Source organism: Serratia sp. GW822-FHT06E05 (genome assembly GCF_058799445.1).
This window is the reverse complement of record NZ_JBXALM010000015.1, coordinates 1-17,671: the sequence shown is the minus strand read 5'-3', so window position 1 is coordinate 17,671 and position 17,671 is coordinate 1. Positions and strand designations below refer to the sequence as shown.

Genomic DNA, 17,671 nt, shown 5'->3' with positions numbered 1-17,671 from the left:
AGGAGTACCCATAATAACGAGAAGGTTTATTTATGAGCAAACTTTGGCGAAAACTGACACGGCCCAGTGCCAAGTGGTCAGTGCTGGCACTGTTAGGGATCGGTTGTATTCTCGGATTGGCCATCATCATCGTGCCGCACGCTGGCATTAAGCTGACCAGCAATACGGAATTTTGCGTCAGTTGTCATGCGATGCAGCCGGTATATCAAGAATATAAACAGTCCGTTCACTTTAAAAATGCGTCTGGCGTACGCGCAGAATGCCGTGACTGCCATATCCCACCGGATGTTCCGGGCATGCTGTGGCGCAAATTGGAAGCGGCCAACGATCTCTATCAAAACTTTATTGCTCATTCGATCGATACGCCGGAAAAATTCGAAGCGAAACGTGCCGAGCTGGCCAAGCGCGAATGGAAGCGCATGAAAGACAACAACTCCGTCGGCTGCCGTTCCTGCCATAACTACGAGGCCATGGAGCACAGCAAGCAGCACCCGGAAGCGGCCAAACAGATGAGCATCGCAGCGAAAGACAATCAGTCTTGCGTTGATTGTCACAAGGGGATTGCTCACCAACTACCGGACATGAGTAGCGGTTTCCGCAAACAGTTTGAAGATATGCGCCTGCGCGCCGACGAAAACAGCGACGGCAACACGCTGTATACGTTGGACATGAAACCTATCTACGCGGCCAAAGGCGATAAAGAACCGGCTGGCTCACTGCTGCCGGCCTCAGAAGTTAAGGTCTTAAAACGTGACGGCGATTGGCTCGAAGTGCAAATCGTGGGTTGGACAGAAACCGAGGGGCGCCAACGCGTACTGTCGCTGCTGCCTGGCAAACGCATTTTTGTGTCGTCCATTCGTGATGAAGTGCAAAAACACGCCCAAACGCTTGAAAAAACCACGGTAGCCGCCACCGGTGCGGAATGGAGCAAATTGCAAACTACCGCATGGGTACAAAAAGGCGATCTGGTCAACGATATCAAGCCTATCTGGGCCTACACCAGCGCGCTGTACACCGGCACCTGTAACCAGTGCCACGGTGCTCCTGACATTGCGCACTTTGATGCCAACGGTTGGATCGGAACGCTGAACGGCATGGTGGGCTTTACCAGCCTTGATAAGCGCGAAGAACGCACCTTGCTGAAGTATTTGCAGATGAATGCTTCCGATACCGGCGGCGCAGACCAGAAACACTAAGGGAGAATGCACATGAAATCATCACAGAATATCAGCTTGTCCCGCCGTCGCTTTCTGGCTCAGCTTGGCGGATTAACGGCCATTGGCATGATTGGTCCTTCGCTGTTAGTGCCCAAAAACGCACTGGCCCAGGGTGGCCTGCAAGAAGGCATACTGACCGGCTCCCACTGGGGGGCTATCCGTGCCACCGTGATGGACGGGCGGTTTATCGCCGCCAAACCCTTTGAAATGGATAAATATCCCTCAAAAATGATTGCGGGCCTGCCCGATCACGTTCATGGCACAGCACGCATCCGTTACCCGATGGTGAGAATTGACTGGCTGCGCAAACGCCATTTGAGTGATACCACCCAGCGCGGCGATAACCGCTTTGTGCGGGTAAGTTGGGATGAAGCACTGAACCTGTTCTATCAAGAGCTTGAGCGGGTGCAAAAAACCTACGGCCCGTCGGCTTTGTTATCCGGCACCGGTTGGCAATCGACCGGCATGTTCCACAATGCCGCCGGCATGCTGGCACGTGCGCTGGCCCTGCACGGGGATTCTGTCGGTACCGGCGGTGACTATTCAACCGGTGCCGCTCAGGTGATTTTGCCGCGGGTCGTGGGATCAATGGAAGTGTATGAACAGCAAACCTCCTGGCCGTTGGTGCTGAAAAACAGCAAAACGCTGGTGCTCTGGGGCTCGGATCTGGTCAAAAATCAGCAGGCCAACTGGTGGTGCCCAGATCATGATGTCTATGAATATTACGCCGAGCTAAAGGCCAAGGCGGCCAAAGGTGAAATCAACGTCGTCAGCATTGACCCTGTGGTGTCATCTACCCATGAGTTTTTAGGTCGCGAACATGTGCAGCATATAGCAATAAACCCGCAAACGGATGTGCCCTTGCAATTAGCGCTGGCGCACACACTGTACAGCGAGAATCTGCATGATGCCCACTTCCTCAAAACCTATTGCGTTGGCTTCGATCAGTTTCTCCCTTACTTGTTGGGCCAAACGGACAGCCAGCCCAAAGATGCCAAATGGGCATCGGCGCTGTGTGGTATTGATGCCGAAATCATCCGGGCACTGGCTCGCCAAATGGCAGCCAACCGTACGCAAATCATTGCAGGCTGGTGTGTGCAACGCATGCAACACGGTGAACAATGGGCATGGATGACGGTAGTGGTGGCGGCGATGCTTGGCCAAATAGGCTTACCTGGCGGCGGGTTCGGTTTTGGTTGGCACTACAACGGCGCAGGCACACCAAGCCGTAAAGGAGTGATCCTGAGCGGTTTCTCGGGATCCACCAACACACCGGCACGCTATGCCAAAGGGGATTTCAAAGGTTACAGCAGTACCATTCCGATCGCGCGCTTTATCGATGCCATGCTAGACCCGGGCAAGGAGATCGATTGGAATGGCAAACGCGTCAAGCTGCCAATGCTGAAAATGTGCGTATTTGCAGGTACCAACCCGTTCCATCGCCACCAGCAGGTTAACCGGATGATTGCCGGCTGGCAGAAGCTGGAAACCGTCATTTCTATCGATAATCAGTGGACCTCAACCTGTCGTTTTGCCGATATCGTTCTGCCAGCCACCACGCAATTCGAACGCAACGATCTCGATCAGTTTGGCAACCACTCCAATCGCGGCATTATCGCGATGAAACAGCTGGTACCGCCGCAATTTGAGGCACGTAATGACTTCGATATCCTGCGCGAACTTTGCAAACTGTTCGATCGCGAACGTGATTTCACCGAAGGCCTGGATGAAATGGGGTGGATCAAACGTATCTACCAGGACGGCGCACGCCAGGGCAAAGGACGCGGTGTGGCTTTGCCTGCATTCGATGAATTTTGGGATGGTGACGGCTACGTCGAGTTCCATCATCCCGAAATGTTCGTGCGTCACCAAGCGTTTCGTCAAGATCCAGACCTGGAGCCTTTAGGTACCCCAAGCGGCCTGATCGAGATTTACTCAAAGAGCATTGCCGATATGAATTATAAGAATTGCAAAGGTTACCCAATGTGGTTTGAAAAAGCAGAACGCTCACACGGCGGACCGCTTTCAGCGAGCTATCCACTGCATTTGCAGTCGGTGCATCCCGATTTCCGACTGCACTCACAGCTGTGTGAATCTGAAACCTTGCGTGCGCAGTACAGCGTCGCGGGCAAGGAGCCGGTATTTATCAGCCCACAGGACGCTATTGCTCGCGGCATCAATAATGGCGATGTTGTACGAGTATTTAACGCACGTGGCCAGGTTTTAGCCGGCGCTGTAGTTTCAGATCGCTATTCGCCGGGCGTGATCCGCATCCATGAAGGTGCCTGGTACGATCCTGAACGCGGTGGCGTGGCAGGCACACTGTGCAAATACGGTAATCCAAACGTGTTGACGTTGGACATCGGCTCATCCGAACTGGCTCAGGCGACCAGCGCCCATACGGCCCTCGTTGAGATTGAACGCTTTAATGGCAAAATCGAACCCGTTACCGCGTTTGATGGCCCGTTCGAAATGGTCGCTCGATGCGACTATGTATCGATGACGCCAGCAAACATGCCGCAGTAAGGAGAAGGCTCTATGCAAGATCAGGTTCCAGGGTTGGAAAGCCCGCATTACGCATGCCTCTATGCCTGGCTATCCGGCAGTTTCGCCCGCGAGCTGAGCGACGTGCAGATTGCAGAACTGACCAGCCCTGAGCTGGTTGCTTGGTTGGCGGTACTTGAACCCATCCCGGCGCTTACGACACCGGTAGTCCAGTTCAAACAGGCAGTCCAAACTCTGCAGCAGCGGCCCGATGCCCGGTTGGAACTGGCCGCCGACTTTGCCGGGCTGTTCTTAATGACGGAGAAATCCGCTGCGTTACCCTTTTCCTCTTGTTATCAGTTGGAATCTTCGCGTTTTAAGCAGGAACCCAGCGCGCAAATGAAAGCGCTGTTGGCACAATCGGGCATGGCGGTGGCGAGTTCCTTTGGCGAACCGGAAGACCATTTAGCTCTGGCTGTTGAACTGTTAAGTCACCTTAATTTCGCGTTAACAGAAGCTGAGGATGAACGCAGGGAGCTACTAGAGCTACGTAGCGAAGCATTAGTGCATTGCATGAGTTGGCTGCCGGAGTTTACTCAACGCTGCAGCAGTAACGATAACTTTGGTTTCTATGCCGCGCTCAGCGGCTTACTGCTCGCACTAATGCGCCTTGATGCCAGCACGCCTATGCAGTAAATCACGACCCGGCCCTCATCATTGAGGGCCAACCGCGCCACCGCCGTCATCGGCCAGAAAGACGTTTCACAGATGCTGCTTTTCTTAATCGGGCGCAGTTAGCGCCTTATCATATCCACCCTAAATCTTTCTAAGGTTCCGTCACAATCAGCGATGCTGACGCATTAAATGCACCGGTGGCAATCTCGGCCGCCGTTTTGTTGGGATCGCGCAGCAGTGAGAATGTCAGCGTTGAAGTGGTGCTGCCGTTAACCGACAGGTTAAAACTGTCATTATTACTCAGTGTCTTGCCATCTGCCGATACACTCACGCCCAGAGCACCGTTGCTTGTAGCAATCTGCGACGACGACCAGTTAGTCGGCGACATATTAAGCCTGACGTTGATGCCATGAGTGCCTGTCCCCATACAATTTACGGTTAAGGCTTTTTGTCTGTCATAAGCGCCCCCAGGCGAAGTGCCTATATCCATCCGCTCCACATTGCCAAATGCTACCTCAACCGGGTTTCCGCTATTAACATAACAAAGATTAGGCGGCGGAGGCGGGGGAGCATCTCCGGAACAGAGTGCGTAATCAGTGTTAGAGTAATAGTTATCTCCCCAAGAGAGCGCATCTCCTGTTCCTGCTGAGCGACGGACCCACGCGCTCACACAATATCCGTATCCTAGGTCAGGCACCGTGACGGCTGGCATACGAAATGTCCCAGTAGCCATAGAAACTGTTTCTATCCACGGGTGGCTACCGTCTACCATATTGCTTCCGATATCCGTACTTTTCATATAATCACAATGACCAGCCAGCCCGCCGGAACTTTTATTACAGTAACCAACAACAACCATTGAAGGGACGACAGGAAAGCGCCGATTTTTGTTTATTAAAAGGTTACCACCATTGTTATAGGTAATAATGACATCACTACCGGCGCTGCAATATCCACCTGGGCCAGTACAGCGTGCAAGCAATGGGCTCGCATTTACATAAAAACTGCATAGGATGATTAGCGACGCGACAGCGCAGCCCAACATGACCGTTCTCCATGTATTCATTGTTAGCTTATTTCCCTTAGTTCCAGTCCACACACTGCAAACGACGGTGTTCTCGATATGGGTAAAAATTTATAGTTATCTATTAAATACGCATACAGAACCCTCACCTACACGACGTATCAAATCAATTTAATGAAAATAAAAACAAGAGCCATTGCCAAACTACCCATATCACTTATGAATACTACATTGCAGATAAAGATAACAAAAGAAAATTACCCACATTGAAAGCTATTCAAATTAATAGACCTGCAAGGATAGATACATTCTTATATTGCGACTATTATCGTCGCAATACATTAAAAACAAAGATGATAATGCCACATCAAGCAGCATTAGCCACAGTTAAGATCGTAACAACTCGCAAGTTAAATTAACAATCAGCAACGTGGCGAACTTAGAGAACTTTGCTGTGATACATTTAAAGCATTGACGAAAGTCATCGCACCTATATAGGATGAAATTTTTCGAGTTTTAATCAGCGGGGATGAGTAAGGTTTGACACACCATATTCATAAGAATATGTAGACAGATGTTCCTATAAAAAAAACCCTTGCGGGCCTTTTTTATAGAAATTATTTGGTATTTAAAAATTAAAACGATGGTATATCGCAATGATATAAATTATTGCTGGGATAAAATCAAGGTAGCTGAAGCAGTGAAAGCACCTGTAGATATTTTTTCTGGTAATATACTTGCTGGACGTACCGGGGTAAAACTCAGTGTAGTAGTCGCACTGCCATTGACTCTTAAACTCTGGGTGCTGCCATTAGTCATAACATTCGTTCCCCAAAGGACGACTACACCTACATTGCTATTGCTGGTCTGAACCGCATCGCCGTTCCACGTAGCCGGAGAAGAATTCATCCGTATATTAAAGTTCACGGGAACGGAGCCGGTACATGAAATACCGAAAGATCTCTTTATTGTGTTGTTTCCAGTCCCGGACACTTTCAAATCCATACGTTCCACCTCACCAAAGCTGATATTGATGGGATCGCCGGTGCTCACAGAGCAGCTTGAGGTGTTAATTTCTATCTGATTCAATGCATAAAGGCGCCAGATATAACGTACTCTATTTGAGTTTTGATTTTGTCCTTGAATCAAGCCTATCTCTCCAAGATAATCACCTTTTTTGATATACAACTGCGAACCAGCGCTTTTTAAGTTGAAGTACATTGAAACAGGTACTGCTTTCCTTGTTACACCTGCGCCTAACCATCCTATTTGCTCAAAAATTTTTATCTCAGGTGTCGGTAAGGCGTAATCCCGACCATATACTGTAATCCCACCAGCTAGATCATTAAAAATGGCCGGGTTTAACGAGACTTTGCCCGGGTCTACCCATAAATAATCGATCCAATTTGGATCGCGCACATCATTTTGACATGCAACTTGCCCATCCAAATTAACAATCGTATTTTTCCCTTCATGAAGTTTAGGCCCGACTATCACGTTGATATTCGAAACCCCACCAGACCACCCTAATTGCCCAGCAGGTCCAAAACAGGTAAATGCACTCGTGCTACCACTCCACAAAATGCAAACCAAAAAACCTACAAATGGAGATAATTTCCGCCCGTACCGGAAAGCGGGTTGCATACCATGGACAATGCTTTTCTCTGCCTGTGCTGTGATCATAATTGATTACCTGCCTGCTACACTTTAAGAATCCCTTGCCAGCCAGTGTGATACTTTCAAAACCGTCTCTCACTGATACTCCGCCATCAGGGTGGCCGTAGCGCTGAAATTCTGCTCCGACAACCTCACCCCACTCTGCTGTACCGGTACTGCCTGCAGCATCGGCGGGCTGCCGTAGCTAATGGCAATCGGTTTATTAATCTGCATCGGTTTGCCGTCCTGTAAGATACGGATCCCCAGCCCATTCGCATTGGTCTGCAGCGCGGTGTCCTCAAACCCCGTGGGTATCCCCCGCACTGACAGCATTAACATCCAGGATGGGTCAACCTCATCGCAGCTCAGGGTATAGGGCACCGGCTGCATATAGCGTTGGCCATCCACCCGCTTGACCCCTACTTTTTCGAAGTACACGTCAATGTTCTGATCGTTGGCGATATGGCAAGGCTTCTTCTTTAATGTGCCGTGAAAGTTCACTCGTTTACTGTCGCCTGTTTGGGCCGCCTTCGCCGCGGTCATAATCGCGCTGTTCAAGAGGAGTACCACCGCCATAGAAAGTGCGGACATTTTGCCGCTAATCGGTAATCGTTTGGTTGTCATCCCAGGCATCCTTAGTTGTAAGCTACCTTGAGGGTGGCAGAGGCACTGAACTCCTGACCGTTATTAAATTCGGCACCACCTTGCTTCACCAGAACCCCTTCCAGCTTTGGTGGTGAAGAGGGGTTAAGGTCATACCAACGTCCCGGCACCATCGGGTTGTTGTCCCGTAGCAGTTTGATACCCAAGCCTTTCGCATTGGTACTTAACAAGGTGCCGTCAAAATCCGCACCGGAGCCGTCCAGTTGCAATTGGATGGTTTTACCACCGGCATCTCCGGAACAAGAGATGTTGTAATTCAATGGTTGGCGATATTTGTCGCCGACAATTTCGCTGATAAATACATCGCCGTATTCCACAGTTATCGGGCTGCCACCCGCGAAATTACAGCGGCCATTGGCGACCACGGTTCCGGTGATATTGATTTTGACGTCGGTCGCATCCATTTTGGCCAACGTCGGCGGGGAGAAAAACAGACCGCAGGCTACCAGCAGCGCTCCCCCCAAGGTCAGGTGCAAGGCTCGGGTACATTTGGACATGCATTCAGCCGACCATATCCTCTCCCACATTGCCTGTTTATTCATGAAGCTCCATCCTTAGTCATCAGTGAACCATCGCGCTCGCAACCCGATAAAGGGGAAAAAAATAATCGCCCTCATAAATTCAATAGTTGAATTGTTTCGTATATTTTAAATAGGTATTTAACGAAAGACAGGATGAGAAATCATGAAAAAAGAAAGAACACACCTCTTAAAGAATCATTAGAAAGGTGATTTATCGAAAAAATAAAAAATCGCACACACCCATTCACTTAAATAAAAACCCTACCCCTACTCAAAATCACCAGAAAATATTACATCACAGATAACCGCGAAAAAAGAAAATTATTCATAATGGCGTCAATTCACACGAATAAACCTGCAATAAAAGAAATAAATTAATATTGCGACGCCTTGCATCGCAGAGTTAATCTAAACAAGAGGAAAACGCTAAGTTAAGCGAGGGTAGCGCTAACCTGGAACACAAAGCCTATAAATTTGAATTAATCCTCTAAAATCAGAGCAAAATGCCCACATGGCAGGCGGGATCGGTCGCCACTCGCCCCGGCAGCATGTCAACTGAAGTACTTAACCATCAGCACGGTACCCGAGGCTAACAAAATCACATTGATTAGCTTCATGAATTGCTCACGTGACATTTTCAAAGTGAAATGACGCCCCAGGGTAATCCCCACCAACATCCCCGGCAGCAGCACCAATGCCAGTAGCAATAAATCAATGTCCAGATAAACACCGGCAAAGGTGAAAATAACCACCCGCGTCAGCGTACTCATGCCGATAAGTGTGGTTTGAGTCATCCGGAAAGCCTCTTTCTTCTCAATGCGACCGCTGAGATAGATGGCATAGATAAAGCCGCCACTGCCGAATAATGCGCTGAAAATCCCGCCCACCAGGCCAAAAGGCACCGAAGCCTTGGGCGAAAATTGCCGATCGGGTTTTAAACCGCTGAGCGAATAGAGAGCATAGAGCACCACAAAAATACCCAACGCCAACAAGAGAATATCCGGCCGGGTTTTCAGCAGGATCGCCGCGCCCACAAGGCTGCCGATAATCATCACCGGGATCAGCCGTTTTAATTCTGCCCATTGTGCATTGCGGCCATCACGGCTGACGTTAACAATGGCCGCGCACATGTCCAGCAGCGCCAGCAAAGGAACAATTTTCGCTACCGGAATATAAAGCGCCATCACCGGACTGGCGACCAACGCCGAGCCAAAACCGGCAATGCCGAAAATGACATAGGCCACCAGCAAGGTGGCGGCCAGTACCAGATAGCTTGAGAGCGTTAAGGTTTCTTGCATATCTATTTCCGCCTACTCCATTACCCTGAAGCGAGCTGCAGGCTAAAACCTAATACTTTAGTTGATAAACGGAGGAACGCTATTTCGCGCTTAAACCAGCAAGTTGCCGATCCTGTCGACGGCCGAACAGCAACAGTCCACATGCCGCCCCCAACAGGGCACAGAACATGTCAGACTGGGTATCCCATGGGTCGCCCTGTGTTCCCAGAAACTCATCAGCGCCTTGTCCCAACGCCAATGCGGCCCACCATTCGATCAGTTCATAAACCGCGCTGATAGCCAACGCAATGCAGCACACCACGAAACCCAACATTTTCCGGCCCTGGACATAGCCCCCACGCAACAGGATTTCCCGCGCCACCAGCGCTGGAACCAGCCCCTGGAAAAAGTGCCCGAGCTTGTCGTACGGGTTACGCCCCAACCCCAGCCATTCCTGCACATAAAACCCGGCAGGCACGCGCGCATAGCTATACATGCCACCAAAAATCAAAATTAACGCGTGGAGAAAAATCAGCTGATACAACAATGGAGTGAGCGGATAACGACGCCGGGTCAGCCACAATACTATCAGCGCTACCACAACCGGCATGACTTCCATCAGCCAGGTCACTCGATCATAAGGGTTAACACCGCTGTAAATCAGCAATGCAATCAGCAATAACGCGGCTGTTGGTAATAAATATCGGGCGGAGAAGATGAGCATGGCGAAGTTACCAAGGCTGTGAAAATTATTGGTTTATTATATCTCATAAAAAAAGCTGTAAGGCAGACACTGTTCTGCGACGCGCCTTGGTGTTGCCAGGCAGCGTTTTTGACCACATAGCCGTTGATGTTACTATACGAAGATCACTATGCCGCCGCACAGGCTCGGCCTGGCTGCATAACTAATAAGAGCGACGACGTTTAAGGACGACATTTGAGTATGGGAAGCACATTCGCTGTATGGCGGCTGATTGCCGTGTGCATAGTCTGTCTTGGGTTGATGGGCTGTGGTTCAGGGAAAAAGTCCAACACCTATGACCGCGATTACGATAGCCTGGCCAGAGGCAGCTATAGCGGCAGCACCTATACCGTTAAACGCGGTGATACTCTGTTCTATATTGCCTGGATCACTAATAGCGAAGTCAGCGAGCTGGCGCGACGCAACAAGATCCCCAAACCTTACAATCTCGAGATTGGCCAAAAGTTGGCATTGAATAATACGACGGCGCAGAAAGGTAAAACGCGTAAAACGAAATCTACAGGCCAACTTGCAGCCGTTGCGCCACCGATCCGCAGCAGCATCAAATGCTGGCGTTGGCCAACTCAGGGCAATATCGTCAGCAAGTATTCTACCGCTGACGGTGGCAATAAAGGCATTGATATCGCCGGTAACCGCGGGCAGCCGGTATTTGCCGCAGCCAAAGGGCGAGTGGTGTACGTGGGGAACCAGCTGCGGGGCTACGGCAACCTGATTATGATCAAACACAATGACGAGTACATCAGCGCCTACGCGCATAACAACACCCTGCTGGTGCGCAACGCGCAAGAAGTGAAAGCCGGGCAAAAAATCGCCACCATGGGCAGCACAGGTACCGATAAGGTCATGCTGCACTTCCAAATACGCTATCGCGCTACCGCTCTGGATCCGCTGCGCTTCTTGCCACCGCAAGGTTCCGCACCTTCCTGTTAATTCCTCTGTGGAAAATGAACGAAAAAAAACCCGCACAAGGCGGGTTTTTTCATAAGCAAGCGCAATAGCCGTTAAGACTCGTTGACCTGCTTTACCTTGCCGGACAAGAACGCTTGTTCGTAAGCCCGCGCCTTTTTGCTGTCGAACTGGTGCTCCCATTTCGCAACCACCAGTACCGCTAACGCATTACCCACCACGTTCAGCGCGGTACGCGCCATATCCAGAATACGGTCAACCCCGGCGATAAACGCCAGACCTTCCAACGGGATCCCGACGCTGCCCAGCGTCGCCAACAGCACCACAAAGGAAACGCCCGGCACGCCGGCAATGCCCTTAGAGGTCAGCATCAGCGTCACCACCAGGACAATCTCCTGCCCCAGAGACAGCTCAATACCGTACAACTGCGCAATAAAGATGGCGGCGATGCTCTGATACAGCGTCGAGCCGTCCAGATTAAAGGAATAACCCGTCGGCACCACAAAACTGGTGATCGCCTTCGGTGCGCCGTAGACTTCCATTTTTTCAATGATGCGCGGCAGTACCGTTTCTGAACTGGCTGTGGAGAAGGCCAGGATCAGTTCATCCTTCAAAATACGAATCAACGTCCATATACGCAGATTGCAGATGCGGGCAACGGCACCCAGCACCACCAAAGCGAAAAAGGCGATCGCGAAGTAAACCAGCGCTACCAATTTGGCCAAAGGCAACAACGAGGCGAAGCCGAAGTTGGCGACCGTCACTGAAATCAGACCAAATACCCCGATCGGTGCATAGCGCATGATCATATGAGTGACTTTGAACATGCTTTCGGAAACGGCTTTAAACACCTTCAACAAAGGCTCTTTGGTTTCTTTCGGCAATGACGACAGGCCAAGACCAAAGAGTACCGAGAAGAAGATAATCGGCAGCATGTCGCCCTTCGCCATCGAAGCGAAGATGTTCGACGGGATCAGCGACAGGATAGTGGCAACCAGGCTATGCGAACCCGTTTGTACTTGCTCCGTGGTTTTTTCATACTGCGAGATATCGACCGCGGTCAGCGTCGACATGTCGATGCCGTGACCGGGTTGAAAAACATTAGCTAGCGTCAGCCCCACCACGATGGCGATAGTGGTGATCACTTCGAAGTAAATAATGGTTTTCAATCCGAGCTGACCCAACTTCTTCGCATCCCCTACCCCGGCGATACCGACAACCAGTGTAGATATAACGATCGGCACGACAATCATCTTAATCAGGCGAATGAATATATCTCCCGCCGGACTAAGAATATTACTGACTAACCACTCTCTTGATTCTGTCTGATTATGAAGCACCGCTCCAACGATAATACCCAGCGCTAACGCAATAAGAATCTGCCACGCAAGACTGATTTTTACACTTTTCATACCCAAAAAGTCCTCAAAGACTCTTTTCTGCATATTTAAGGCCATATACCGAAAAGAATACTTAATCATTTAATACAGGCTTATGTTGATGACAAAGCAGCGTTCACCTGCCCTTAGTGCGACGCTATTTAAATCTGTACCATCTGAAAGGCATGCTCTGCAAGCCTTGTTTTACCTACGCTTTGTGTAAAATATAATCAACAATGAATTCAGTATTTAATTTAATCACGCATAATTTATTGTTATTAAAAGCATAATTTTATGCGATGAGCACGACTTAAGAGCCAGAGACTTTGCTTTTCAAACCGCGTAAAAGTGCGTTTATTTTCGTTAATCTTGCATATTTAGTCCGATGTCGATGTTTTTATTTTGTTAAAATAAAGTTTTAGAAATGAAAATAAAAAGGCATCGATGAATGCATTAACCCATCTATTTATTGGGATACTTCCTATGTATTTCTCTTATTAGCAAGGTCGACTGACAGCTCCGCTATTAATATCGACATAGAATATTAAAGGCCGGCGATGTTCCGAAAAGATTTAAATGAGATTTTTAACCACCGTGTTTTACATTATCTAATAGTGATAAAAGGCGGACATATGTGCGGATTGGTTATTCTTTTTGGTTCTTTAGATAGCGTTTTCTGGTGAAAACTTGGTATTTGACCATTTTTTCCTGCCAAGCAGATAGATGCCTCACACAAATAGGGCAGAACTATTACAAATCAATATCTTCGTTGCGTGATCTGCCGCGCAAAAAAGAAACAAAGAATCGGAGCAAACTATACTTAACCTTCAGTTGACATATCATTAACAACTTCAAGGAGAAAAGCTATGAGCCAAGTGCATAAACACGCTATTCCTTCTGCAATTGCAGAACACGCCCTGATCAGTCCGACACAATATCAACAATATTATCAACAATCTGTGCAAGACCCAGAAACGTTCTGGGACGAGCAGGGGAAAATTCTCGACTGGATAAAGCCTTATAGCCGGGTAAAAAACACCTCGTTTGATCCAGGCCATATCAGCATTCGCTGGTTTGAAGACGGTACCCTGAACCTGGCGGCCAACTGCCTCGATCGCCACCTGGCCGAACGTGGTGACCAAACCGCCATCATCTGGGAAGGTGACGATCCCACCCAGTCAAAAAAAGTGACCTACAAACAACTGCACCACGATGTCTGCCAGTTCGCCAACGTGCTGAAAAAGCTGGGCGTTAAAAAAGGCGACGTCGTGGCTATCTATATGCCGATGGTACCGGAAGCCGCGGTGGCCATGCTGGCCTGCGCCCGCATCGGGGCCGTGCATTCGGTCATCTTTGGCGGTTTCTCACCGGAAGCAGTCGCCGGACGCATTATCGATTCCAACTCAAAACTGGTTATTACCGCTGACGAAGGCCTGCGTGCCGGACGTGCCGTACCCTTGAAGAAAAACGTCGATGATGCGCTGAAGAATCCTGGAGTGAAAAGCGTCGCCAACGTTGTGGTGTTCCAGCGCACCGGCAAACCGGGCTACTGGCAGGAAGGCCGCGATCTGTGGTGGCATGAGCTGACCGAAGGCGTCTCAGCCGACTGCCCGCCGGAAGAGATGAATGCGGAAGATCCGTTGTTTATCCTTTATACCTCAGGTTCAACCGGCAAACCCAAGGGTGTGCTGCACACCACAGGCGGCTACCTGGTTTATGCCGCCCTGACCTTTAAGTACGTGTTCGACTACCACGATGGCGACGTGTACTGGTGTACCGCCGACGTCGGTTGGGTCACCGGCCACAGCTATCTGCTGTACGGCCCACTGGCCTGTGGCGCCATTACCCTGATGTTTGAAGGTGTGCCGAACTACCCTGGCGTCAACCGTCTGTCACAGGTGATCGACAAGCATCAGGTCAATATTCTGTACACCGCGCCCACCGCCATTCGTGCCCTGATGGCTGAAGGCGACAAAGCGATCGAAGGCACCAAACGCGACTCGCTGCGTATCATGGGATCGGTGGGTGAGCCAATCAACCCGGAAGCCTGGGAGTGGTATTACAATAAAATCGGCAACGGCAAATGCCCCATCGTAGACACCTGGTGGCAGACCGAAACCGGCGGCTTTATGATCACCCCACTACCGGGCGCTACCGAGCTGAAAGCCGGCTCGGCAACGCGTCCGTTCTTCGGCGTACAGCCAGCGCTGGTCGATAATGTCGGCACGCCGCAAGAAGGTGCCTGCGAAGGCAATCTGGTGATCACCGACTCCTGGCCTGGCCAGGCGCGAACCCTGTTCGGCGATCACGATCGCTTCGAGCAAACCTACTTCTCCACCTTTAAAGGCATGTATTTCAGCGGTGACGGCGCGCGCCGTGACGAAGACGGATACTACTGGATCACTGGCCGCGTCGACGACGTACTGAACGTGTCCGGCCACCGTCTGGGCACCGCCGAAATCGAATCCGCCCTGGTCTCTCACCCGAAAATCGCCGAAGCGGCGGTAGTCGGCATTCCGCATAACATTAAAGGCCAGGCAATTTACGCCTATATCACGCTCAATCACGGCGAGGAACCTTCGCCTGAGCTTTATACCGAAGTCCGCAACTGGGTACGTAAAGAAATAGGGCCGATCGCTACCCCGGACGTGCTGCACTGGACAGATTCCCTGCCCAAAACGCGCTCCGGCAAGATCATGCGTCGTATCTTGCGCAAAATTGCCGCCGGCGATACCAGCAACCTGGGGGATACCTCAACGCTGGCGGATCCGGCCGTAGTCGACAAGCTGTTGGAAGAAAAACAATCAATGAAAGTGCCGTCATAATTTACGCCGCCTCTGGCCGATCGGCGGGAAGATAACCCAATGATCGGCTTCAAGCGCGGCGTATTCGTTCAATACCTACTGGAGATACTCTGATGAATGACACCATTTATCAAGGGATTGAGGAAAACCCGCGCTTTATAGAGCTGGTGCGAAAACGCAGCCGATTTGCCTGGCTGCTGTCGCTGATTACACTGGCGCTCTACGTTGGCTTTATTTTATTGATCGCCTTCTATCCTCAGTGGTTGGGCACCCCGATCGCTGAAGGATCTACTATTACCCGCGGGATCCCTGTAGGCGTTGGCCTGATCGTGATCTCTTTTGTGCTCACCGGGATCTACGTATTCCGCGCCAACGGCGAATTCGATCGCCTGACTGCAGAAATCCTGCGTGAGGTGAAGAAATGAAGCGTTTACTGTCCGCCGCCGCTCTGATGATGCTACCGGGCCTGGCCTTTGCCGATGCCATTGGCGGTGAAGTGAAGCGCCAACCGTTGAACATTCAGGCCATCGTCATGTTCATCCTGTTTGTCGGCGCCACGCTGTATATCACCTATTGGGCCTCAAAACGCACTCGCTCACGTCAGGACTATTACACCGCCGGCGGGAAAATTACCGGTCTGCAGAACGGTCTGGCGATTGCCGGCGATTTTATGTCGGCGGCCTCTTTCCTGGGTATTTCTGCCCTGGTGTATACCTCCGGCTATGACGGACTGATTTACTCCATCGGTTTCCTGATCGGTTGGCCGATCATTTTGTTCCTGATTGCAGAACGCCTGCGTAACCTGGGCCGTTACACCTTTGCCGACGTGGCTTCCTACCGGTTAAAACAAAAGCCAATCCGTACGCTCTCCGCCTGTGGCTCTCTGGTGGTGGTCGCACTGTATCTGATTGCCCAAATGGTCGGTGCCGGCAAGCTGATTCAGCTGCTGTTCGGCCTCAATTACCACGTGGCGGTCATTCTGGTCGGCATTCTGATGGTGCTGTACGTCTTGTTCGGCGGGATGTTAGCCACCACCTGGGTGCAGATTATCAAGGCGGTTCTGTTACTGGCCGGCGCCAGCTTTATGGCGTTGATGGTGATGAAATCGGTCAATTTCGACTTCAACACCCTGTTTGCCGAAGCTGTGAAGGTACATCCAAAAGGCCTCGCCATCATGAGCCCAGGCGGTTTGGTCTCCGACCCTATTTCTGCGCTCTCCCTGGGGTTGGCACTGATGTTCGGTACCGCTGGTCTGCCACATATTCTGATGCGTTTCTTTACCGTGAGCGACGCTAAAGAGGCCCGCAAGAGCGTGTTCTACGCCACCGGTTTTATCGGTTACTTCTATATCCTGACCTTTATTATCGGCTTCGGCGCCATCTTGTTGGTCAGCCCTAACCCGGCGTTCAAAGATGCCACCGGGGCGCTGCTGGGCGGTACCAATATGGCGGCGGTGCATTTAGCCAACGCCGTGGGCGGCAACTTCTTCCTCGGCTTTATCTCTGCTGTCGCCTTTGCCACCATTTTGGCCGTAGTGGCGGGCCTGACGTTGGCGGGTGCTTCAGCGGTATCTCACGATTTGTACGCCAGCGTGATTAAGAATGGCAAAGCGACTGAGCGTGACGAACTGCGCGTCTCCAAGATTACCGTGGTGATCCTGGGTATCGTGGCGATAGCTCTGGGGATTTTGTTTGAGAAACAGAATATCGCCTTTATGGTCGGCTTGGCTTTCTCTATCGCTGCCAGCTGTAACTTCCCGATTATTATTCTTTCGATGTATTGGTCACGTCTGACAACCCGTGGTGCCATGATCGGCGGATGGTTAGGTCTGCTCACTGCGGTGATCCTGATGATCCTCGGCCCGACGATTTGGGTGCAGATTTTGGGGCACGAGAAACCCATCTATCCGTATGAATATCCGGCGCTGTTCTCGATGATTGTCGCGTTCGTTGGCACCTGGCTATTCTCGGTTACCGACAGCTCTTTGGCAGGGCAACAAGAGCGTGAGCGCTTCCGTTCTCAATTTGTACGTTCACAAACTGGGCTGGGGATCTCCCAGGGCAGTTCGCACTAAACGAATAATAAGTGAAAAAAGCAAACACACCCTAATCAAAGGCCCTTTGGGGCCTTTTCTCTTGGATAAAGATGATTAACGGTGTTGCTGCAAAAGGGATTTGACGACGAGGAATACAAGACCCAGCCTGGCTGCGCCTTTTTCTTTCGCGCATAGCAAAAAGGCCATCCTTGCGGATGGCCTCTTGGCTTAATTGATGCCTGGCAGTGTCCTACTCTCGCATGGGGA

Annotated in this window: 14 protein-coding genes; 7 read left to right on the top strand and 7 right to left on the bottom strand. The window is 50.7% G+C overall.

Features of this window, described 5'->3' with window-relative positions; all coding sequences use genetic code 11:
- Positions 1-32 precede the first annotated feature (32 nt).
- From torC to torD, 3 genes are read left to right on the top strand one after another with little or no spacing between them, the layout of a single operon-like run.
- Positions 33-1,196, top strand: coding sequence for a pentaheme c-type cytochrome TorC (gene torC / locus AC1RKC_RS23520; RefSeq protein ID WP_020824872.1), 1,164 nt, complete (start codon positions 33-35; stop codon positions 1,194-1,196).
- Positions 1,197-1,208: 12 nt separating this feature from the next.
- Entirely contained in the window at positions 1,209-3,743 is a 2,535-nt protein-coding gene (gene torA / locus AC1RKC_RS23515; RefSeq protein WP_493092776.1) for a trimethylamine-N-oxide reductase TorA, read from the top strand.
- 12 nt (positions 3,744-3,755) lie between these two features.
- Complete coding sequence (gene torD, locus AC1RKC_RS23510; RefSeq protein ID WP_493092777.1) at positions 3,756-4,397, top strand: molecular chaperone TorD; 642 nt, start codon at positions 3,756-3,758, stop codon at positions 4,395-4,397.
- Positions 4,398-4,527: 130 nt separating this feature from the next.
- Here torD and AC1RKC_RS23505 read toward each other — a convergent pair whose 3' ends face one another.
- The 6 genes from AC1RKC_RS23505 to AC1RKC_RS23480 all read right to left on the bottom strand — a co-directional run bounded on the left by AC1RKC_RS23505 (position 4,528) and on the right by AC1RKC_RS23480 (position 10,241).
- Complete coding sequence (locus AC1RKC_RS23505) at positions 4,528-5,421, bottom strand: fimbrial protein (protein ID WP_493138077.1); 894 nt, start codon at positions 5,419-5,421, stop codon at positions 4,528-4,530.
- Positions 5,422-6,066: 645 nt separating this feature from the next.
- Positions 6,067-7,083 carry a fimbrial protein gene (locus tag AC1RKC_RS23500; RefSeq protein ID WP_129941262.1) on the bottom strand — a complete coding sequence of 339 codons (1,017 nt, stop codon included), beginning with the start codon at positions 7,081-7,083 and terminating at the stop codon, positions 6,067-6,069.
- A 69-nt stretch (positions 7,084-7,152) separates the two neighbouring features.
- Positions 7,153-7,680 carry a fimbrial protein gene (locus tag AC1RKC_RS23495; RefSeq protein WP_261440033.1) on the bottom strand — a complete coding sequence of 176 codons (528 nt, stop codon included), beginning with the start codon at positions 7,678-7,680 and terminating at the stop codon, positions 7,153-7,155.
- Positions 7,681-7,691: 11 nt separating this feature from the next.
- Entirely contained in the window at positions 7,692-8,261 is a 570-nt protein-coding gene (locus tag AC1RKC_RS23490; protein ID WP_261440032.1) for a fimbrial protein, read from the bottom strand.
- A gap of 530 nt (positions 8,262-8,791) precedes the next feature.
- On the bottom strand, positions 8,792-9,538 hold the full coding sequence (locus AC1RKC_RS23485; protein ID WP_115057997.1) for a sulfite exporter TauE/SafE family protein: 747 nt from the start codon (positions 9,536-9,538) through the stop codon (positions 8,792-8,794).
- 79 nt (positions 9,539-9,617) lie between these two features.
- The gene (locus AC1RKC_RS23480) at positions 9,618-10,241 is read right to left on the bottom strand and encodes a DUF2238 domain-containing protein (protein ID WP_174573629.1); all 624 of its coding nucleotides are present in this window, start codon (positions 10,239-10,241) and stop codon (positions 9,618-9,620) included.
- 219 nt (positions 10,242-10,460) lie between these two features.
- Here AC1RKC_RS23480 and actS point away from each other — a divergent pair, with 219 nt between their 5' ends.
- A complete protein-coding gene (gene actS, locus AC1RKC_RS23475; protein ID WP_041414127.1) occupies positions 10,461-11,210 on the top strand; it encodes an amidase activator ActS in 750 nt (249 codons plus the stop codon).
- Positions 11,211-11,281: 71 nt separating this feature from the next.
- On the opposite strand, the gene gltP is transcribed toward actS, so the two are convergent.
- Positions 11,282-12,598 (bottom strand): glutamate/aspartate:proton symporter GltP, encoded by a 1,317-nt coding sequence (gene gltP, locus AC1RKC_RS23470; RefSeq protein ID WP_493092779.1) that lies wholly within the window; start codon positions 12,596-12,598, stop codon positions 11,282-11,284.
- An 833-nt stretch (positions 12,599-13,431) separates the two neighbouring features.
- On the opposite strand from gltP, the gene acs reads away from it, so the two are divergent.
- From acs to actP, 3 genes are all read left to right on the top strand, one after another.
- The gene (acs, locus tag AC1RKC_RS23465) at positions 13,432-15,390 is read left to right on the top strand and encodes an acetate--CoA ligase (RefSeq protein WP_174573627.1); all 1,959 of its coding nucleotides are present in this window, start codon (positions 13,432-13,434) and stop codon (positions 15,388-15,390) included.
- 92 nt (positions 15,391-15,482) lie between these two features.
- Positions 15,483-15,794, top strand: a complete 312-nt coding sequence (locus tag AC1RKC_RS23460) for a DUF485 domain-containing protein (protein ID WP_493092780.1) — start codon at positions 15,483-15,485, stop codon at positions 15,792-15,794.
- Positions 15,791-17,443, top strand: coding sequence for a cation/acetate symporter ActP (gene actP / locus AC1RKC_RS23455; protein WP_048762781.1), 1,653 nt, complete (start codon positions 15,791-15,793; stop codon positions 17,441-17,443). Before AC1RKC_RS23460 ends, actP begins: the two co-directional genes overlap by 4 nt.
- Positions 17,444-17,671: the final 228 nt, after the last annotated feature.